We start from the raw sequence: 19,483 nt of genomic DNA on the forward strand, positions 1-19,483 counted from the left end.
CAGGCGGCCGAGCGAGACCGCTCAGGCGGTGGCCGGCTTCGGACCGCAGACCTGACCCTCAGGCGCGATCTCCCGGCAGCGCCGGCCGGCCCGCTCCGCCGCCGTGACGTCGCCGCGCTCCCGCTCGAGCTCGGCGAGCAGCCCCCACGCCCGCGCCGTCGGTAGCAAGTCAGCTTCGCCGAGCTCCTTGAGCCGCGCGTGCGCCTCGGCCCGCTCCGCCGGCAACGCCGCCAGCGCCTCCGCGAGCTCGACCTGGACCACCACGTCGTCGCCGCCCCGCGCGTGGTGGACCCGCAGCAGCATCGCCGCCCACGCCAGGTTCGCGGCCCGCTTCGCGTCTGTCTTTCCGGACATGTTACTGCCCAGCCGCACCCGCCCGCCGCTGCGCACCGCCGCCAGCGCGACGACCCGCTGGGCCCGCGCGAACAGCCCCGCCCGCCGCGCGCGATGCGTCAGTTGCAGCACCTCGGGGAAGGTCGCCAGCGCCTCCTTCACCGCCGCCTGATAGGCCCCGTCGGCCAGCAGGGCCTCGGCCCGGCGCACGCTCCGGTTGGTGACGTCGACGACGCGCTCGACCCCGTTCATGCAGGCGTGCGCCGGCGGGGGCGACACGGCGACGGCCGAGAGCGCGAACACGGCGAGGGCGAGAGAATTGCGCACGAAGACGACCTCCGTCGCAGCGACGCATCAGCACCGCCGCGTTGTTCCAGGCTCCCCTCGCCCACCCCACCCGACGGACCCGCGACCTCGGCAGCGAATCCGCCGAGCCGCGGGAACAACCGCCGCCGCCTCGCGCGTATCGGACCCCCGAGAGGAGATCCACCGGTGCACATCTTTTTAAAATTCCTCGTCATCGCCGCGCTCCTCGCCTGCGAGCGAGCGCCGACCGCCGCCGATGTCGTGGTGGCCGAGGTTCCCGCTGCTCCGGTCGATGCGCCGGCGCTCGCGCCCACCCCCGTCCCCGTCGTCCCTGTCGCCCCCGTCGACGCCGTCGACGACGGCCCGCTCGGCGTCGACACCTGCGATCGCTACGTCGACAACTACCGCCGCTGTATCGCCGAGGCGCTGCCCGCCGACGAGCGGCCGATCCACACCCGGGTCCTCGACGGCCAGCGCCTCGCCTGGGCCCGCGCCCGCGCCGACCAGGCCCTCGCCGCCGGCCTCGCCGACGCCTGTGAGGCCGCGACCACCGCTGCCCGCGTCTCCGTGCCCCGCTGCAAGCACTGGTCCTCTCCGCCCGAGTGACATGCCCCTTAAAACATGTCTATTCGACCACATGTCTCTGACTACGACTCGCGGACGAACGGCTCGCGGTCGATCCCCAGCTTGCGCATCTTGCTCTGCAGCGTCCCGGGTTTGAGGCCGAGCGCCTGGGCCGCGCCGGTGGGCCCGTAGATCCGGCCCGCGCAGGCGCGCAGCGCCTCGGTGATGCAGCGGCGGACCGCGTCGTCGAGGCGCTCGATCGGCGCGCTCGGCGGGGGCGCGTCGACGGCGAGGGCCGCGTCGAGCGCGAGCGTCTCGCCGCCGCCGAGGATCAGCGCCGCCTCGAGCACGTTGCCGAGCTCGCGCACGTTGCCGGGCCACGAGTGGCCGGCCAGCCGCAGCAGGGCGGCCGGGCTCACCGCGGGGGCCGGCAGCTTCAGCCTGGAGGCGATGTCGGCGACGAGCGCGGCGACCAGGGCCGGCAGCTCGTCGAGGCGCTCGCGCAGCGGCGGCACGCGGATCGGGAACACACATAGCCGAAAGAACAGGTCGCGGCGGAACGCCCCGGCGGCGACCATCGGCTCGAGCTCGCGGTGGGTCGCGGCGATCACCCGCACGTCGACGCGCACGCGCTCCTCGCCGCCGACGCGCTCGAACTCCTGCGACTGCAGCGCGCGCAACAGCTTGACCTGCACCTCGAGCGGCAGCTCGCCGACCTCGTCGAGGAACAGCGTGCCGCGGTCAGCCCGCTCGAACACCCCGAGGTGGCGCCGCGTCGCCCCGGTGAACGCCCCGACCTCGTGGCCGAAGAGCGCGCTCTCGACCAGGCTGGCCGGCAGCGCCCCGCAGTTGATCGCCACCAGCGGCCGGTGACCGCGGGCCGACAGCTGGTGCAGCCGCTGCGCCAGCAGCTCCTTGCCCGTGCCCGACTCTCCCGCCAGCAGCACCGTGGTGTCGAACCGCGCCACCGTGTCGATGCGCCGCAGCACCTCCTGCATCGCCGCGCTCCGGGCCACCAGCGACCGCTCGCGCTCGCCCAGGCGCGCCTGTCCGCGCAGCTCGCGGTTCTCGGCGTGGGCCCGCCGCGACAGCTCGGCCACCCGCTGCGTCACCTCCTGCCCGCGCAGCAGGTGGAACAGCACGTCGCCGAGCACCGCCAGCAGCGACGGCTCGGGGGCTGCGCCGGGGTCGAGGCTCAGCGCCACGAACATCGCCGCCCCCGCGCCCCCGAGCGGCACCACCACCCGCGACCGCCCGTCCCCGCCGCGCCGCGACGACCTCTCGATCTGCCCCGAGCCCAGCGCCGCGATCTCCCGCTCGTGCAGCCGCCGGCGGGTCGTCGAGATCGCCGCGCCGCCGGGCGTGCCGCCGACGACCTCGACCTCGCCCGTACCCTCGACCCGCTCGCCGAGCTCGAGCCGCGCCAGCGGCAGCGCCCGCGCCAGCACCTCCGCCACCCGCCGCACCCACGTGCGCCGCGTGTGCGCCTCGCTGGCCGCCGCGACCAGCGCGGCCAGCAGCGAAGTGGAGTCCAGGGGGGCTTCGGACACGGCAGGAAAGAGAATAGCCGCTTTCACTGAAATCTCAGTGCACTGTCACTGACATTTCAGTGAAGTCCCATCGGTGCGTCGCCGTACGCGTCCAACTGCCCGTCTTCGCTAGCCTTTTCCCCGCCCCCGGGCGGCGCGCCGCGTGCTTTGGCGGCCCGCAGGAGGTTCAGCGTTCATGCCCCACGTCATCACCCGCCACTGCGTCGGCACCTGCGACACCGCGTGCGCCCAGGCCTGTCCGGTCGAGTGCATTCACGGGCCGGTCGCCCCCGCCACGCTGCTCTCGGTCCCCGCGGCCGAGCGCGGCGTGCGGTTCCCCGGGGTCCAGCTCTACATCGATCCGGACGAGTGCATCGATTGCGGCTGTTGCGTGCAGGTATGCCCGGCGCAGGCGATCCACATGGATTGCGACGTGCCACTCGAGCTGCGCGCCGACATCGAGGCCAACGCCCGGTTCTTCGGCCGGCGCGTGCGATGACCCGCGCCGACGCCGCGGCCGCGCGATCGACGGTGACGCCGTCCGTCGGGGCTTCTACACTCTCTGCCGTGCTACGTCGTGTCGTCGCCGCCCGCTATGTCCTCCCGCTGCGCGAGGGCGGCTCGTTACCCGCGGTGGTCGAGGCCGAGGACGGCCGCGCCTACGTCGTCAAGTTCCGCGCCGCCGGACAGGGCGCGCGGTCGCTGGTGGCCGAGATCGTGGTCGGCGAGCTCGGCCGCGTGCTCGGCCTGCCGGTGCCGGAGCTGGTGCTCGTCGAGCTCGACGAGGCCGTCGGCCGCAACGAGGGCGACCCGGAGATCCGCGACCTCGTGGTCGCCAGCGCCGGCGACAACGTCGGCATGGCGTTCCTCGCCAACGCGATGGGCTTCGACCCCGCAGCCAGGCCGAAGCTCGACCCTGTCCTCGCGGCCAGGATCGTCGCCTTCGACGCGTTCGCGCAGAACGTCGACCGCACGGCCAAGAACACCAACCTGCTGTGGTGCACCGGCCAGCTCTGGCTCATCGACCACGGCGCGGCGCTCTACTGGCAGCACGACTGGGACGGCGGCCTCGCCGGCGCCGACGCCAGGTTCCCGCTGATCGCCCGCCACGTGCTGCTGCCGTGGGCCGCCCCGATCGCCGCCGAGCAGGCGTGGCTGACCGCCGGCCTGTCCGACGGGGCGATCGAGGCCGCCACCCTCGCGGTGCCCGAGGCGTGGTGGACCGCCCCGCCCGACCTGCCACCCGAAGCCTACCGCGTCGCCTTCGCCGCCCGCCTGAAGGCCCGGCGCGACGCCGCCGCCGTCTACCTCGAGGAGGCCGACCGTGCGCGCACCGTTTGATTACGCGATCGTCCGCGTGGTCCCGCGGGTCGAACGCGAGGAGTTCGTCAACGTCGGCGTCATCGTCCACGCGCCGACCCGCGGCTTCCTCGGCTGCGCCATCGCCCTCGACCGCGGCCGCGTCCTCGCCCTCCACGAGAAGGTCGACCTCGAGGCCCTCACCCGCCACCTCGACGCCTTCCGCGCCGTCTGCTACGGCGACGCCGACGCCGGCTCGATCGCCGCCCTCCCGCTCTCCGAGCGCTTCCACTGGCTCGTCGCCCCCCGCAGCACCATCATCCAGACCTCCGCCGTCCACGGCGGCGTCTGCAGCGACCCCACCTTCGCCCTGCGCGACCTGTTTAAAAAGCGCGTGGCGTGAACGGGCCGCTCGTTCGGCGTGTCCCTGGGGACATGTCGTTTCGACCATGTCTATTCGGACACGGCTTCGAGGACATGGTGAATCGGACACGCGCGACTCGTCGAGCCGCGTGCGACGACCTCGAGCTTGCGACGTCGCGGACCGCTGCGCCTGCCTGCGCGAAGCCTTCGCCCGCGCCCCGATCGTGACGATGCCCCAAAAGCACCGCAGAGGGCCGACTTCGCCGGCCCTCTGTCCGAAGGGACATCTCGTCCTCGGTCCCTGAGCCTCTCGGCGACCTGCCGGCCCGCCGAGTCGCGCTGGCGACCGCGACGGTCGCAGGCTCCTAGCGCGCCGGGGGCCGGCGGCCCGCCTGCACCCCGCGCTGCGGCTGGTTGGCCGGCCGGCGCGGCTGCTGCGGTCGCGGCTGCGCCCGCTGCTGCGGCTGGCGCTGCTGCTGTTGCGGCTGCGCCCGCGCCGGCTCGGCGACCGAGCCCGCGAACGGGTGGTTGTGCACGATCGGCACCCGGCGCTGGATCAGCCGCTCGATGCCCTTGAGGCGCGTCTGCTCCTCGCCGCTGCAGAACGACAGCGCGACGCCCTGCGAGCCCGCGCGGGCCGTGCGGCCGATCCGGTGCACGTAGGCCTCCGGGTCCATCGGCAGGTCGTAGTTGATGACGTGGGAGATCCCGCTGACGTCGATGCCGCGCGCGGCGAGGTCGGTGGCGACGAGGACGCGGACCTGGCCGTCCTTGAAGCGCGAGAGCGCCCGCAGGCGGGTGCTCTGGGCCTTGTCGCCGTGGATCGCCTCGGCGTGGATCTGGCCCTGCGCGAGCTGGCGAGCGACGCGGTCGGCCCCGTGCTTGGTGCGGGTGAAGACGATCGCGCGGGTGACGTTGCCGTCGCCGAGCACGTGGCGCAGCAGCTCGCGCTTGTGCTCCTGGGCCACGAAGTAGACCGACTGGGTGATGGCGTCGGGCGCCGACGCGACCGGCGTGGCCTCGATGTGCAGCGGGTCGCGCAGCACCTGGGCCGCCAGCGGGGCGATCTCGGGCGGCATCGTCGCCGAGAACAGCAGCGTCTGGCGCTGCCGCGGCAGCACGCCGACGACGCGGCGGATCGACGGCAGGAAGCCCTCGTCGAGCATGCGGTCGGCCTCGTCGAGGACGAAGAACTCGACCCGCTGCAGGCGGACCAGCCCCTGGGCCATCAGATCGACCAGGCGGCCCGGGCACGCGACCAGCAGGTCGACGCCGGCGCGCAGCGCCTGGACCTGGTTCTGCATGCCGACGCCGCCGTAGATGACCGCGTGGCGCAGCCCGGTGAAGCGGGCGTAGGCGGCGATCCGGTCGCCGATCTGGGCCGCCAGCTCGCGCGTCGGCGTCAGGATCAGGGCGCGGACGCCCGCCTCGCGCGGGGCCGGGCGCGCGAGCATCTGATGCACGATCGGCAGCACGAACGCCGCCGTCTTGCCGGTGCCCGTCTGGGCGCAGCCGAACAGGTCGCGGCCGGCCAGCGCAGGCGGAATGGCCGCGGCCTGGATCGGCGTCGGCGTGGTGTGGCCCTCGTGGCGCAGCGCGCGGAGGAGCGTCTCGGACAGGCCCAGCGCGGCGAAATCAGACGCCTGGGCAGGAGGAACGACAGAAGAATTGTCTTGCACGGAGAGTTCTCGAACGGCGTGCGAGGGGCGCGGACCGAGGGGTCCGCGAGGACGCGGGACTGCGGTGCAGCCCGAGTCGGACCTGCGCCTGGGCGGCCGTGACTTCAAGGGAGCCGCGGTGGGCCCTGAAGCGAGTCCGCAACGCCCTCGCAGCGTCACGAACAAAGGTTGCGGACGGGTACCACGCCTCGCCGAACGACGCAACGACGTGGCCATCGCGGCCATGAGCACGTCTCGGCCCGAGCACGGCGGACCCGCGAGCCGCGACGGAACGACGACCGCGAACCGGCGAGCCTCGACAAGAGGGCGGGCATGGACCAGCGGGCGCGGACCGGCGAGCCTCGACGGAGAGACGACGAAGCGGCCGGCCGGGCGATCACCGGCCTGAAGGCGACGCGACCGGGCTCAGCGGCGCTCGGTGGCGACGTTGACGACGATCGACGAGCCCTTGAGGTCGGAGCCGTTGAGCGCCTCGATGACCCTGGGGGCGTCCTTGCGATTGGCCATGGTGACGAAGCCGAACCCGCGCGACGCGCCGGTCTCGCGCTCGGTCATGACGACCGCGTCGGCGACCACGCCGAAGGCGCTGAAGGCGGTGCGCAGGTCGCTGGCGGTGGTCGAATGACTCAGGCTGCCGACGAACAGGCGGACCGGGATGGTCGCGGCGGAGCGCTCCTGCCCGGGGTTCTCGATCGCCCGCATCGCGTCTTCGATCGACGGGAGGTTGCCCGTGAGGTCCTCGGCGCTGGCGATCGGGATCTCCCGCGGACCACGCTCGCGGCGGTCGAGCCGGGCCTGGGCTTTTTCTTGCTTCTTCTTGGCCTGATTGGCCTCGCGGGACTTCTTCCCCTGAGAGTAGTAGTTGCTCACGTCTGGTCTCCCTGGTGAAGGTCGCGCACGTGACGGCGGGTCGAGTTGCGATAAATGTTCAAATGCGTCTCGGAGGGTGAGTGGCGAAACGGTTCGCCGGGGGTCCGCTCAGCTTACGGCAAAAAACGCCGCGGCGCCGCACCCATCTGGTCGGCGCGAGCGCCGGTCCGCAGCGTACGGCCCGCGCGGCCCCGCGAAGGGCGTTTGTCGCGCCAGCGTTCGCTTGCGCACACGCCCTGCGCCGCCGTCACGCCGGCCCGCGCTCCAGCGGGAACACGGCGACCGTACACAGTCGGTTGCCCAGGCGGTCGCCGATCGCCACCGACCGCTGTTCGCGGGGCTGCAGCCGCAGCCCGCGCACGCTGGCCCCCGAGGACCACACGTCGAGGTCGTGCCCGGCGATCGCCGCGTCGGCCGTGAACAGCACCAGCACCGCGGCCCCGTGCAGGATGTGCGGGTCGGCGGCCAACTTGGCGATGTCCTTCCAGACAGGTCGCTGCAGCGCCGCCGCATACGCGCGGTTGGGCCCGCGCTCGTTGTGCTGGGCCACGACCTTGACCTCGAGCCAGGCGGCGTCGACCAGCGCCACCGCGTCGGCCGGCGCGAACAGCCCGAGCTGCGCCTCCGGGTCGGCGAGCGGCCGGCCACCTGGCGTGACGACCATGTCGCAACGGACACCCTCGCTGCGGCGCCGCAGCCCCCGGTCGCGCGGGAACCGGACCTCGGCCGCCACGCCGTAGCCGGCCCCGCGCAGGCCCTCGCGCAGGACCGGGTGCAGCTCGAGCTCCAGGCGAGCGTCGAGCCCCCGCACCGCCTGCTCGAGCTCGACCTCGGCGGACGCGGCCGCCACCCCGGCCGCCAGCGCGTCCGCGATGTCATCCCAGCGCCAGTCGGCGGTCGACGAGGTCACGCGGCGAGCTTAGCGCTGACGTCCGCGCTCGACCACGCCGGCGACGTCGTCAGCGCGCTCACGCAATGACATGTCTTGAAAGACATGTCCGTTCGAACATATTACGGTCCGCGGCGCGGCCGCCGGCCTCGCTTGTGCAGAGCGCGCGCTTGCGAGCCCCGCTGCGCCTCGGCTATGCCTCGCGCCTCCCGACAGGAAGGTCCCCCCAATGTCCCTGCTCAGCCCGGGCGCCGTGCTCCGCTACGAGATGGCCGACGACGACGCCGCCGACAACTACGAATTCCAGATCCTCGAGACCGACGACCAGCTCGTGCTCTCGAGCGCCTTCGAGGACGGCGAGCCCGAGGCCGTGGTCGCGTTCAGCAACGACAGCCTGGCCGACAGCCGCACGATCGCGGTGCTGTCGCAGGGCTCGTGGCTGAGCGGCGCGCTCGAGGAGCCGACGCAGGACGACGAGTGCGACCGCCTCGACGCCGACCTGCCGCCGTTCTTGCTCAGCCGGACGATGCTGTTCGAGCTGCGCGCCGGGGGGACGCGCCTGCGCTCGGAGTGGGCCGCGCCCGGCAGCGAGCCGCTGCCCCTGAAGCTGACCGAGCGGGCCACCGCGGAGCTCGAGATCGACGGCGAGCCGCAAGAGCTCGCGGTGCTGGTCGCCAGCGGCGACGGCATCGAGGTGACCGTGGTCGACGACGAGGCGTGGCCGCTGGTGGTCGAGCGCGTCGAGGGCGACAACTACTGGCGCCTCCTCGCCATCGACCACGGCGAGCTCGGCGAGGGCGAGAACGAGGACGACGACGAGGACCTGCCGCCGCCCGAGCCCGCCGGCCCGCTCGCCGCCACCGGCCAGATCTCCGGCGACGCCTTCGTCGCCCTGGCCCGGCGCCTCGGCGTCGCCGGCATGGACATGGACTACCAGGGCTCGCGCTTCTCGCTGCTCGACGCCGAGCGCAAGATCGTCATCTCCGCCGACTACAAGATCGTGCTCGTCGCCATGCCCGGCGGGGTGCTCCGCCGCGCCCACGTGTTCGACCGCTACATCCCCGACCAGGTGCTCGGGCCGCTCGAGGGCGACGACCCGGTCGACCTGCCCGGCTCGCTGAAGGACGGGCTGGCGATCGCCGAGAAGCTGGCCGAACGCGCCGGCGCCGACGTGCTCTACCCCGACGCGCTCGGGCCGATGTACATCGCCCTGTTCAACGTCCGCGCGCTCGCCGACTGACACGACCGACGCGAGGCAGCGCGAGAGTCCGCGCCCGTGACGGGGTGCGGACTTTCGCGCGTTCGGCGGCGCGGAAATTTCTGCAATTGGTCCGCGGGACTTGAGACTCCACCGGCGGAGCCATCCCATGCACATCGCCAGCGCCGTCGCCCTCACCACCCTCGCCCTCGCCCTGCTCTGCCCCGCCTGCGCGCCCGACGACGAGGACCTCGAGTTCCGCATCACCAGCGGCAGCGGCAGCGGCAGCGGCAGCGGCCCGGGCACCGTCTTCAACACCAACATGGTCGACGACGCGTGGGTCTCCGAGCTGTACCAGCCGATGGGCGACCCGCACCTCGGCATCGTCCTCGACGAGGTTGAAGTGCCGGGTGGCGCGGCGGTGACGCACTTCGAGGTCGACGACGGCGAGCTCGCCGTGTTCGGCAAGGAGGGCGGCGTCTACACCGGGGAGACCGCGCTCGACTCGGTCTGGCGGCTTCACATCCCGACGTACAGCACCACCAAGCCGACGTGGATGCGCCTCGCCGAGCGCGTCGAGCTCGACGGCTGGCCGCACTACCGGTTCACCGGCGCGTACGGCCAGGGGACCTGCGCCGGCGGCCCCGGCCCGATCTACACCCGCCTGCTGCCCGGCTTCACCCTCGACGAGGGGACCGGCGGCATCAAGCCGCTCGCGGGCAACACCTACGTCGCGTGTACCAACGGCGCCACCGGCAAGGCGGCCGCGCTCGGCTACTATGACCTGTCGGTCGGCCTCGGCGACTTCACCCCGCTCGAGGTGGCGATCCGGGTCATCCGCGCCGATTATTGCTACGACGGCGTGTCGCACACGACCCCCGGCGTCGAGGTACACATCGAGGATCGCTGGGGCGTGCTCGGCGAGCCGAGCGACGGGCCGATCGAGGCGGTGTGGGGCGCCCACGGGCTCGTCTGCAGCAACTTCGGCCGCTCGGGCCCGATCGCGTCGTGCGGCGCGCTGTTCCAGGCGGCCTGCGCCGAGGGCACGGCCCTCCCCGATTACCCTGACGGGTTGTTCATCACGCGCCTGCCCTGACGGTCGCTGCGAACCGGGCGATCGGGGCTCGACGGCCGTGCGCCGCGAGCCTCGGCGGGATTACAATCCCGTCATGATCCGCCCGGTCCCTTCGGTGAGCTCGATCCGCGCGGGTCACCTCGATCTCCCCGCCGCCGACCTGCTCGCCTGGGCCGGCCTCGCCGTCGTCAACGCCGGCTTCATCGCCGCGCGCCCGCTGCCCGGCGCCGGCCTGCGCGTGCGCGCCCTGACCCATTTGTTCGACGCCGGCCAGTTGCTGTTCCTCGGCCTGGTCGCCGCCGGCACGGCCGTGCTGTGGACCAGGTTCGCGCCGCGACGCGTCCCCGCCGTCGCGGCGCTGAGCCTCCTCGCGCTCGTCCTCGCCTTCCTCTTCCTCTCGTCCGACCTCGAGAACTTCGCCCTGCGGATCGCCGGCCGCGAGCGGGCCGACGCGCTGCGCATACCCGCGCTCTTCGCCCTCGCGCAGGTCGTCCCGCTCGCGCACCTGGTCGGTCGGCGCATGGCCCGACCGCGCCTGCGCGGGCTCGCCGTGGCGCTCGCGCTGACGGCCGCGCTCGTCAACCCGCTGATCTTGCCGGTCGACTACCCGGGCCTCCACGCCCTCGTCAGCTGGAGCGCCGCCACTCTCGCCGCCGCGGCGCTCGTCGGCCTGCGCGTGCCCTTCCGGTTGCGCGCCGCGCCGCGCCGCGTCCTCCTCGCCGTGCTCGCGCTCCTCGCCGTCGCCACCGTCGGCATCGAGCCGATCAACGCCGTGCGCGTCGAGTTGACCCGCCTCGACTCCGCGATCCTCGCCGCCCACGTCCCGCCGTGGCGCGCCCCCGTCGACGACTCGCAGTACCGCCACATCCCGATCGCCCCCGAGCTCGCCCCGTGGTTCGCCTCGCGAGCCGACGAGCCGGAGGTCGCCGCCAGCGAGCCGCCGCTGCTGCCGCCCGACGCCATCGTCCTCTTCTTCACCCTCGACTCGATGCGCGCCGAGGTCCTGCAGAACCCGCGCAACCGCGCCCTGTTGCCCACCTTGCACCGCTGGCGCGACGCCGGCTTCTACGTCCCGCGGGCGATCTCCCCCTCGACCGTCACCCGCTTCACCCTCGCCAGCCTGTTCACCGGCGTCGAGGTGCCGCAGCTGCACTGGGCCCGCGACAGCGCCACCCAGGGCTCGCTCGTCAAGGAGGATCGGCCCCGGGTCGCCGACCTGTTGACCGCGCGCGGCGTCACCACCGTCCACGTGATCAGTCAGTTCGAGCTCGTCAACCACGTCAACAAGATCGGCCGCGGCTTCTCCGAGGAGATCGAGGTCCCGCTGCAGCCCGGCGATCGCCTGGCCTACGCGCCCGCGGTGATGGACGCGATCCTCGTGCGCCTGCGGCAGCACCGCGACGGCCCGCTGTTCCTCTTCAGCCACTTCATGGACGCGCACCACCCGTTCGACTCCGGCGAGCGGCGGGGCCACGCCTACGAGCGCCACGTGTCCGAGCTGGCCAACATCGACCGCGAGCTCGCGCGCCTCGACGCCTGGCTCACCGAGGCCGGACTGTGGCCGCGCACGCTCGTCATCGTCAGCGCCGACCACGGGCAGGCGTTCGGCCAGCACGGCGTGAAGCACCACGGCGGCCCGCCCTACGAGGAGCAGTGCCGCGTCCCGCTCGTCGTCGTCGGCCCGGCCGTGCCCGCGCGCACCAGCCCGTGCGACCTCCCGCTCCTCGACCTCTCGCCGACCCTCCTCGACCTGTTCGGCGTCGCCGCCCCCGGCCCCTTCATCGGCCGCTCGCTCGTCCCCGCCCTGCGCGGCGAACCTCCGCTGTGCGGCCGCCCGGTCCTCAGCACCACCTGGGACGTGTTCGCCCTGCTCCTGCCCGAGGGCCTCAAGATCATCGACAACCGCCGCAAGCGGACCCTCGAGGTCTACGACCTGCAGGCCGACCCGCGCGAGACGCAAAACCTGTGCGACGGCGACCCGGCCGGCTGCGACCAGCGCATCGGTCTGCTCCGCCGCTACCTCGAGCTGCACGGCGCGATCGCGGCGCCCCGCTGAGCGCGAGGCACGACATGTCCGTACGAACATGTCGCCTGCCCGTGTACCGCCCGCGAATTGATGCGTCGGCCGGCGACGAGGACTGCGGGCCCGGCGAGCCTCACCGATCGGCGACGAGCGACCGCCACGCCGGGTCATCGGCGATGCGCCCGGCGAGCGCCGGCTCGCGGCGGAGGCGGTCGCGCACGAGCTCGGGCGCCGCGTCGCTGGCGACCGCCCGGACGGCGTGGCTCAGCGCGGCCGGCGGATCGGCCTCGGCGAGCAGCAACGCGAGCGCGAGGTGCGTCTCGGCGCGCTGCGACCCGGCGGAATCATCGGGTTCGTCGTCGAGCGCCGCGAGCGCGGCCTCGAAGTCACGGCGCGCCAGGGCAGTGTCTCCGAGCTGGCTGCGGATCTTCGCGCGGGCGTGCAGCAGCGCTCGCAACGCCCGGCGCGTCGGGGCATCGGCGGCCGCCGTCGCCTCGACGCCCGCGAGCGCGGCGAGCATCGCCTGCTGCACCACCGGATCGTCGAAGTGATGGCGGGCCAACCCCGGCCAGGTATCGGCGAGCAGCCACAACGCTCGCGGCCCGGTGGCTGCGCGGAGCGTCGGGGCCAGACCGGGGCGGGTCCGCAGGAGGTGCAGCAGGTCCGCGTCTTCGAGCCCCGGGAGCGCCAGGGCGGCCGTGCGGGTCATGCCGGCGACGTCCTGCAGCGCGTCGTACGCGAGCATGGCGATCAACGCGTGGCGCGGCGAGGCGCCCGTATCGTCGCCGAGGATCGCGAGCGCCGCGAGTGGTTCGCCCGCGATCAGCGAACGGGCCGCGCGTGCGGCGGGGGAGTCATCGACGGGCGCCTCGTCGAGCCGGGCCCCGTGCAGGGAGATCCTGCGGACTTCGGCGACGATCCGGTGCGGAGAGAAGACATCGCCCTCGTGGCCGAGCACGAGGGTGTAGCGACCCGCGGCCGGTGGCGCCACGGCGCGGTGCTCCGCGAGCGCGCGCATGCCGTCGTCCTCGGCCGCGCAGATCGTCACGTCGCGGTCGGGGAAGTAGGTCGCGCGGACGACGACGCGGCGACGGGTCGCGGCGGACGCGACGTCGCGCGCCATCAGCTCGCTGCGCTCCTGCGCGACGGGCAGGCAATGCGTCCCGTGCCTGCGGAACCTGCGGTCGCCTCGCGCATCGACGCCGACGCCGAGCAGCGGCTGCCCGTCGGCGTCGTGCAGCGCGACGCGCAGCTCCGTGTGGTACTCGGCGTGCGTCACCTCGAGCTCGAGCTCGAGCTCGAGCGGCCCGCCGTCCCACCGCACCGGCAGGGCGGCCAGCCGGGTCTGGGCCGCGAGCGCGTCGACGTGCAGCCCCCCGGACACCGGGTCGAGCCGCAGCGCCGCCGGGCGCTCGAGCTGCCACGCCGGCGCGAACGCCCCGCCGGAGAAGCGCAGCTCGACCGCCTCACCCGCGTCGAGCAGCGGCGAGAGGCGAGCGAGCACCTCCTCCGCGGCTATCTCTTGGGACAGATTGCGCCGCGGGTGGGCGCGCAGCTGGCGGGCCGCCGCGAGGGCCTCGCGATGGCGACCGAGCTCGGTCAGCAGCTCGGCGCGGCGCAGCAACGCGGCCGGAGCGAGCTCCGGGTCGTCGAGGCTGCCGGCGTCGAGCTCGAGCGCCGCCTCGGCCTGTCCGGCGACCGCGAGCAGCGCGGCCGCCCGGTCCATGAAGCGGCGACGCACCGCCTCGTCGGCCACCAGCGGCCCCGCCGTGCGCAAGATCTCCGCCGCGCTCGCCGGCAGACCGCCCGCGGCGAGCTCGTCGGCGCGGGTCCAGCGGGCGCGCAGCAGCTCGTCGTGGAGGCCCGCGGGCGGCGGCGCGGACGCGGGCGCCGGCGCGGGCGCGGGCGGCAGCGGCGTGTCGCCGAGGCCGAGGCCCCACAGCGCGTGCTCGTCGTCGGCGATCAGCAGCGCGTGGCCCGGGCCGTCGCCCACGCGCACCGCCGCGAGCGGCGAGCTGTGCCCGAGGATCAGCGGCGAGAGCTCGCCGTCGTCGGCTTGCCGGACGAGCATGGTGTGGATCAGGCCCCCGCCGCGGATCGGGAGCGCGAGCTCGTCGCGACCGTCGCCGTCGAGGTCGGCCGCGATCATGACGCCGTCGACGACATCGAGCGCCAGCTCGTTCGGCGGCGGCATGTGCAGTCGGGTCACCAGGGACTCGCCGGTCCAGCGCAGCAGGTGGACGCCGGGCGCCTCGCCGAAGTGAGGCGGCTCGGGGAACACGTCGGCGTTGGATCCGTGGTCGTCGCGCAGCGCCACGAGCACGAGCTCTCCGTCGGGCCGCCGCAGCACGCCCAGGCTCTTCACCCAGCCGAAAGGACGGCGAGCGACGAGCTCGAGCCGCCCGGCCGCGTCGGCGTGGAACACCCGCAGGTCGAACGCGCGAGACGGTCCGAACGCCGCGACGATCTCCTGCACGCCGTCGCCGTCGAGGTCGGCCGCGATCATGTCCTCGAGGTCGGAGTCGGTCCGCCCGCTGGCCGCGTGGGCTTCCCGCGGCACGCCGTCGGCCTCCAGGACGTGGAATCCGCGCAGCGGCCATCGGTATCCGAAGTACAGCCCGGGCCGGCCGGTGCCGCCGGCGTCGATGATGCCGCGAGGCAGCAGCTCGGCCGGGGCCGGGAAGCGGACGAACGGCTCCTGCGACGCGGCGAGATCGATCAGCCACGCCGTGCCGAGGTGGTACGTCACGGCCCAGGAGGCCTCGCCGTGCGCGAGGTGGACCTGCCCGTCGCTCCGCCACCGCCGCCCCGGCCGCAACGCGTGATCGAGCAGCACGACGTCGCGTCCGCCCGCCTCGACCACGGCCGCCAGCCACGGACCACCCGGCGGCAGGGCCATCGCCGCGCTCGCGGTGGTGTCGATCGCCTGCGCCCGCGCGAGCGTCTGCAGCAGCGGCCCGGCCGCCGTGAAGCGAGACGTCGGTGAGGCATCGACGAGCGCCGCCGCGGTCGCCAGGTCGCGGCGGCGGAGCGCCGCCGTCACGTGCAGCTCGCTGTCTCGCGGATCGCCCGGATCGTTCGGGAGCGCCTGCACGACCCGCGACAGCGCCGCCGTGTCCCAGCCCTCGAGATGGATCTCGGCGATCCGGCGCAACGCCGCCTGTGCATCCTCGAGCTCCGACGCCTCGGCGTAGGCGCGGGCGTGGTCCGCGAGTGCCCCGTCGCGCTCGCCCGCCGCGCGGCGCCGGTCGCCGCGGTGCTGCCACGCCCGCACCAGCGCCCGCGTCCCCTGGTGCGCAGGATCGGCGAGGAAGGCCTGGAACGCCGCGGCCGCGCGCTCCGGGTCCGACTCCGCCTCGACCGCCGCCAGGTGCTCGGCCGCCAGGGCCTCGATGCGCTCGCGGGTCCACGCGCGTCGCAGGTGCAGCGCCACCAGCGTGCCGACGAGCGTCACGGCGGCGATCGATGCGATCAGAGCCGTGCGCCGCAGCCGGTCGCGTCGGCGACCCGCCGGGTCCGCCGCGAGCGCCGCGAGCAGCTGCGTCATCGTCTGCCAGCGCTCGTCGGGGTCGACGCGGAGCCCGCGGAGCACCACCGCCCGCAGCCACGCGGGCACCTGCGAGTGCGCCGGAGGTCGCACCGCCCCGGCCAGCGACGCGGCGCGCAGCGTCTCGTAGTTGGCCGCGGCGAACGGGCGCTCGCGGTAGAGGGCCTCGTAGAGCGAGGCGCAGAAGCTGAACACGTCGCTGCGGACATCGGCTCTCGCGCCGCGGTGCTGCTCGGGAGCCATGTACGCCGGCGTCCCCAGCACGCTCCCGGTGATCGTCAGATCGAGGGCGGCGATCCGGCGCCCGTCCGGTTCGACCGCGATGTCGCTGCCGGAGTCGCCGATGAGCCCGAAGTCGAGCAGCAGGACGCGCCCGTCCTCGCCGACCATGACGTTGTCCGGTTTGAAGTCGCGATGCACGAGGCCCGCGCGGTGCACCTCGGCCAGGCCGCGCCCGGCCGCGACGAACAGGTCGACGATCCGCCGACACGGAGCCTCCGGCTCTGCCTCGGCGAGCTGCTGGCGCAGCGTTCGCCCGCGGACGTACTCCATCGCCAGGAACACCCGCCCGGCCGACGTGTTGACGTCGTAGATCTGCACGATGTTGGCGTGCGCCACGCGAGCGAGCGCCTTCGCCTCGCGGATGAAGCGCCCGACGACCGCCGCGCTGCTGCGGTCCGTCCGCAGCATCTTCAGCGCGACCACCCGATCGAGCACCGCGTCGTAGGCCGCGTGAACCACCCCGACGCCCCCCTGCCCGAGCACGCGCAGCAGGCGATAGCGGCCGATCTGGTGCGTCGTCGTCGCCGGCTCGGCCGCCCCGCTGCCGACGTTCGACACGACATCGCCGTCACCCGAGCAGTCCCACGTCTCGGCCATCGCCGGACCTCGCGCGTGGTCCGGAGTGCGGATCGGGTCGTGCCCAGGCACCCGACGAGTATGCCTCCTTCTCTCGCCCCGCTCCGTCGCCGGCCCCGGCTGCGCCGCATCGCCCCTCGCCGCGCCCGGGCACATGTCCGAATGCACATGCGCCTCGCCCTCGACGACTTCTCAGCTGTATCTCGCGACAGCTCACCGACTCCGTTGCGATCTCGAGCTGCACCGCGCGATCGCCGTCCATCGACCCGCGACGTCGAACCCCGCGCGCGATCCCTCGGGACCGCGAGTCGCGCCGCGCGAGCCCACCTCGTGCATATGTGGGCCTTCCGCGTGACGCGACCTCGCGCCCTGCCTCGCTACAATTTCTTCTCCCCCTCGCAGAGCCCTTGACAGCCCCACCTCTTCCCTTTACTTAACCAACAAGTTCCTTAACCGATCGGTTCACAAAGCGACTCATGCCGGCCAGCAACCTCGACAGCACCTTCGCCGCCCTCGCCGACCCGACGCGTCGAGCGATCCTCGCCCGTCTCGCGCAGGGCGAGGCCTCCGTGTCCGAGCTGGCCGCGCCGTTCGCCATGAGCATGCCGGCGATCTCCAAGCACCTGCGGGTGTTGCAGCGCGCGGGTCTCATCAGCCGCGGGCGCAACGCGCAGCAGCGGCCGTGTCGGCTCGTGGCCGGCCCGCTGCGCGAGGTCGCCGAGTTCGCCGCGCACTACCGCCGGTTCTGGGACGAGAGCTTCGACCGCCTCGACGACTACCTGCGCGAGCTGCAGGCCGAGGACAAGAAACCGAAGCGCAAGCACTGAATCACCGCCCCTCGCGGATCATCACGGCCGGGCCCCCGCGCCGTATCGATTCTCATTGTCCATTGCACGGATCGCACCGACGACGACAGGAGAGAGCATGTCCACCGGCAAACCCGTATCCCCCGAGTCCACCGCCGACCGAGAATTGGTGATCACCCGAGTCTTCTCCGCCCCGCGCGAGCTGGTGTGGAAGGTCTGGACCGACCCGACGCACGTGGTCCGCTGGTGGGGCCCGCGCGGCCACAGCACCACCATCCGCGAGCACGACGTGCGACCCGGCGGCGTGTGGCGCTACGTCATGCACGGCCCCAACGGCGTCGATTACGACAACCGGATCCGCTACACCGAGGTCGTCGCGCCCGAGCGCCTCGTCTACCACCACGACGCCGACCGCGACGACGACGACGATCACTCCTTTCACGTCACCGTCACCTTCCAGACCCGTGGCGAGCAGACCGAGGTCGTCATGCGCACCCTGTTCCGCTCGGCCGCCGTGCGCGACAGGATGGCCCAGTTCGCCAGAGCCGGCGCCGCCTCGACCTTCGAGCGCCTCGGCGAGCTGCTCGCCGACCTGCCGATCGAGTTCGTCATCACTCGCACCTTCGACGCCCCGCGGGAGCTGGTCTACCGCGCCTTCACCGAGGCCGAGCGGCTGGCGCAGTGGTGGGGCCCCAGGGGCTTCACGATGCGCGTCCAGCAGCTCGACCTGCGCCCCGGGGGCACGTGCCATTATTCGCTGCGCGCGAGCGACGGCCGCGAGATGTTTGCGAAATTCACCTACGTCGAGATCGCTCCGCCGGGCCGCGTCTTGTTCATCGGCGCCTTCACCGACGCCGCGGGCGACGCCGTCCGCCCGCCCTTCCCCGACCCCTGGCCGTCCGAGATCTCGTACACGATGACCCTCACCGAGGAGGACGGCAGGACCACGGTCACCCTGCGCGGCGTCCCTCACGACGCCACCGCCGTCGAGCGCGCCACCTTCCTCGCCGGCCACTCCAGCATGCAGGGCGGCTTCGGCAGCGCCTTCGACGAGCTCGCCGCCCAGCTGGCCCGCGGCTGAGGAGTTCTTCCACGCCGCGCCCGAGCTCGCGCTCGAGCGCGGGCGCGGCATGTCCCATGTTGGCCTCACCCCCGACGCACGACGGCACTGCCGTCATTCCGGGGCGAACCCAAATGTCGATCGTCTCGAAAGGCCCAGGCTAGGGGAGCCATCCGGCTTCCAGCCGGTATGCATCCCCGGCATCGACATTTCTCACCCTCATCCGATAGGGCAGATTGAGGCCCCCCACGGGGGTCTCCTCGCGAAAGAACAACGAGAACCCGAGGCCGACGGTGTCGGAGTCGATGGGCGTCCACACGCCGGTCGAGGTCTCCTTCTCGACATCGACGGACACGCTGAAGGGCGAAACACCGCCAGTCTGGCAGATCCCGAACGCGCGGTCCGCAGCAAGCGGGAGCGTGAGAGTCGTGTTGTTGACGGTCTGATTGGGATAGTGCAGGTGGTTCGAGAACCCGTTCGCCATGTACCGATCCTGGAACATCGTGTGGAACGTGGAGTCCGTGCACGCCCCTCCACCGTTCCAAATGGCGAACATCGGATCGAGCGGGATCTTGAGGTCGTCGAGGCCGGGCAGGAGCCGCGGCTCTGCTTCGGCTTCGCCGCCTGCGGCCTTCAAGGCGTGATCTTCGAAGAGCGCTTCGGGGATCTCGGCGTCGGGCTCGAGGGCCATGAAGATCTCGAGCGGCGTAGCATCGAATCGCTCCGAGTACGCGTGAGCGACGGCAGACGAGTCGTTCGGGTACTTCTCCGAGAGCGCGACGGCGCCATCCGGCGATCCCCCCAGGAACTTGATGATTCCCCCATTCGGGAGGGAAACCCGCGCGATCACGAAATCTCCGGCGTCGAGTTCGGAGACAGCAGAATCGTCAGGAACCTCGATCGACTCGGCATTCGCCGCCGTGCCGTCGTCACAGCCAGAGATGGAGGTAGCCAACACGAGAGCGGACAAGGACGCAAACAGATGCTTGGACACGCAAACCTCAGTTTTCTATTGTTGGTGCTCGGACATGAGCGTCTACCAACGACGCACTGAGAGCACTGTCGGATGTTATCAACGCCACCA

Annotated in this window: 16 protein-coding genes; 9 read left to right on the forward strand and 7 right to left on the reverse strand. The window is 73.0% G+C overall.

Annotated features, from left to right (window positions below; genetic code table 11):
• Positions 1 to 21: 21 nt before the first annotated feature.
• The gene (locus K7C98_RS26605; RefSeq protein WP_224194583.1) at positions 22 to 660 is read right to left on the reverse strand and encodes a hypothetical protein; all 639 of its coding nucleotides are present in this window, start codon (positions 658 to 660) and stop codon (positions 22 to 24) included.
• A gap of 165 nt (positions 661 to 825) precedes the next feature.
• Between K7C98_RS26605 and K7C98_RS26610 the strand changes: the two genes are divergently transcribed.
• The gene (locus K7C98_RS26610; protein ID WP_224194584.1) at positions 826 to 1,245 is read left to right on the forward strand and encodes a hypothetical protein; all 420 of its coding nucleotides are present in this window, start codon (positions 826 to 828) and stop codon (positions 1,243 to 1,245) included.
• A gap of 41 nt (positions 1,246 to 1,286) precedes the next feature.
• Here the strand turns inward: K7C98_RS26610 and K7C98_RS26615 are convergent, their stop codons facing one another.
• Entirely contained in the window at positions 1,287 to 2,753 is a 1,467-nt protein-coding gene (locus K7C98_RS26615) for a sigma-54 interaction domain-containing protein (protein WP_224194585.1), read from the reverse strand.
• Positions 2,754 to 2,928: 175 nt separating this feature from the next.
• Here K7C98_RS26615 and K7C98_RS26620 point away from each other — a divergent pair, with 175 nt between their 5' ends.
• The 3 genes from K7C98_RS26620 (at position 2,929) to K7C98_RS26630 (ending at position 4,434) form a co-directional block, all read left to right on the forward strand.
• The gene (locus K7C98_RS26620) at positions 2,929 to 3,231 is read left to right on the forward strand and encodes a 4Fe-4S binding protein (protein ID WP_224194586.1); all 303 of its coding nucleotides are present in this window, start codon (positions 2,929 to 2,931) and stop codon (positions 3,229 to 3,231) included.
• A 68-nt stretch (positions 3,232 to 3,299) separates the two neighbouring features.
• Positions 3,300 to 4,073, forward strand: a complete 774-nt coding sequence (locus K7C98_RS26625) for a HipA family kinase (RefSeq protein WP_224194587.1) — start codon at positions 3,300 to 3,302, stop codon at positions 4,071 to 4,073.
• Positions 4,057 to 4,434: a DUF3037 domain-containing protein gene (locus K7C98_RS26630; protein ID WP_224194588.1), complete on the forward strand. Its 378-nt coding sequence runs from the start codon at positions 4,057 to 4,059 to the stop codon at positions 4,432 to 4,434. The genes K7C98_RS26625 and K7C98_RS26630 overlap by 17 nt, the downstream gene beginning before the upstream one ends.
• A gap of 325 nt (positions 4,435 to 4,759) precedes the next feature.
• Here the strand turns inward: K7C98_RS26630 and K7C98_RS26635 are convergent, their stop codons facing one another.
• From K7C98_RS26635 to K7C98_RS26645, 3 genes are all read right to left on the reverse strand, one after another.
• Positions 4,760 to 6,073 carry a DEAD/DEAH box helicase gene (locus K7C98_RS26635; protein WP_224194589.1) on the reverse strand — a complete coding sequence of 438 codons (1,314 nt, stop codon included), beginning with the start codon at positions 6,071 to 6,073 and terminating at the stop codon, positions 4,760 to 4,762.
• Positions 6,074 to 6,478: 405 nt separating this feature from the next.
• Positions 6,479 to 6,943, reverse strand: a complete 465-nt coding sequence (locus K7C98_RS45030) for an RNA recognition motif domain-containing protein (protein WP_224194590.1) — start codon at positions 6,941 to 6,943, stop codon at positions 6,479 to 6,481.
• A 247-nt stretch (positions 6,944 to 7,190) separates the two neighbouring features.
• Positions 7,191 to 7,853, reverse strand: a complete 663-nt coding sequence (locus K7C98_RS26645) for a hypothetical protein (protein WP_224194591.1) — start codon at positions 7,851 to 7,853, stop codon at positions 7,191 to 7,193.
• 208 nt (positions 7,854 to 8,061) lie between these two features.
• On the opposite strand from K7C98_RS26645, the gene K7C98_RS26650 reads away from it, so the two are divergent.
• The 3 genes from K7C98_RS26650 to K7C98_RS26660 all read left to right on the forward strand — a co-directional run bounded on the left by K7C98_RS26650 (position 8,062) and on the right by K7C98_RS26660 (position 12,161).
• A complete protein-coding gene (locus K7C98_RS26650) occupies positions 8,062 to 9,072 on the forward strand; it encodes a hypothetical protein (protein WP_224194592.1) in 1,011 nt (336 codons plus the stop codon).
• Between the two features lie 127 nt (positions 9,073 to 9,199).
• Positions 9,200 to 10,126: an ADYC domain-containing protein gene (locus tag K7C98_RS26655; RefSeq protein WP_224194593.1), complete on the forward strand. Its 927-nt coding sequence runs from the start codon at positions 9,200 to 9,202 to the stop codon at positions 10,124 to 10,126.
• Positions 10,127 to 10,199: 73 nt separating this feature from the next.
• Positions 10,200 to 12,161, forward strand: coding sequence for a sulfatase-like hydrolase/transferase (locus K7C98_RS26660; protein WP_224194594.1), 1,962 nt, complete (start codon positions 10,200 to 10,202; stop codon positions 12,159 to 12,161).
• A gap of 100 nt (positions 12,162 to 12,261) precedes the next feature.
• Here the strand turns inward: K7C98_RS26660 and K7C98_RS26665 are convergent, their stop codons facing one another.
• Complete coding sequence (locus K7C98_RS26665) at positions 12,262 to 16,554, reverse strand: serine/threonine-protein kinase (RefSeq protein ID WP_224194595.1); 4,293 nt, start codon at positions 16,552 to 16,554, stop codon at positions 12,262 to 12,264.
• Between the two features lie 455 nt (positions 16,555 to 17,009).
• Between K7C98_RS26665 and K7C98_RS26670 the strand changes: the two genes are divergently transcribed.
• The gene (locus tag K7C98_RS26670) at positions 17,010 to 17,360 is read left to right on the forward strand and encodes an ArsR/SmtB family transcription factor (RefSeq protein WP_224194596.1); all 351 of its coding nucleotides are present in this window, start codon (positions 17,010 to 17,012) and stop codon (positions 17,358 to 17,360) included.
• Between the two features lie 97 nt (positions 17,361 to 17,457).
• A complete protein-coding gene (locus K7C98_RS26675; protein WP_224194597.1) occupies positions 17,458 to 18,420 on the forward strand; it encodes an SRPBCC domain-containing protein in 963 nt (320 codons plus the stop codon).
• A 139-nt stretch (positions 18,421 to 18,559) separates the two neighbouring features.
• On the opposite strand, the gene K7C98_RS26680 is transcribed toward K7C98_RS26675, so the two are convergent.
• The gene (locus K7C98_RS26680; protein WP_224194598.1) at positions 18,560 to 19,393 is read right to left on the reverse strand and encodes a hypothetical protein; all 834 of its coding nucleotides are present in this window, start codon (positions 19,391 to 19,393) and stop codon (positions 18,560 to 18,562) included.
• Positions 19,394 to 19,483: the final 90 nt, after the last annotated feature.

The organism is Nannocystis pusilla, assembly GCF_020073745.1.
GTDB classification, from domain to species: Bacteria; Myxococcota_A; Polyangia; order Nannocystales; family Nannocystaceae; genus Nannocystis; species Nannocystis radixulma.

Coding starts and splice junctions, on each gene's coding strand:
- K7C98_RS26620 (WP_224194586.1), top strand. CDS start 2,929: ATGCCCCACGTCATCACCCGCCACTGCGTCGGCACCTGCGACACCGCG.
- K7C98_RS26675 (WP_224194597.1), top strand. CDS start 17,458: ATGTCCACCGGCAAACCCGTATCCCCCGAGTCCACCGCCGACCGAGAA.
- K7C98_RS26660 (WP_224194594.1), top strand. CDS start 10,200: ATGATCCGCCCGGTCCCTTCGGTGAGCTCGATCCGCGCGGGTCACCTC.
- K7C98_RS26670 (WP_224194596.1), top strand. CDS start 17,010: ATGCCGGCCAGCAACCTCGACAGCACCTTCGCCGCCCTCGCCGACCCG.
- K7C98_RS26665 (WP_224194595.1), bottom strand. CDS start 16,554: ATGGCCGAGACGTGGGACTGCTCGGGTGACGGCGATGTCGTGTCGAAC.
- K7C98_RS26650 (WP_224194592.1), top strand. CDS start 8,062: ATGTCCCTGCTCAGCCCGGGCGCCGTGCTCCGCTACGAGATGGCCGAC.
- K7C98_RS26655 (WP_224194593.1), top strand. CDS start 9,200: ATGCACATCGCCAGCGCCGTCGCCCTCACCACCCTCGCCCTCGCCCTG.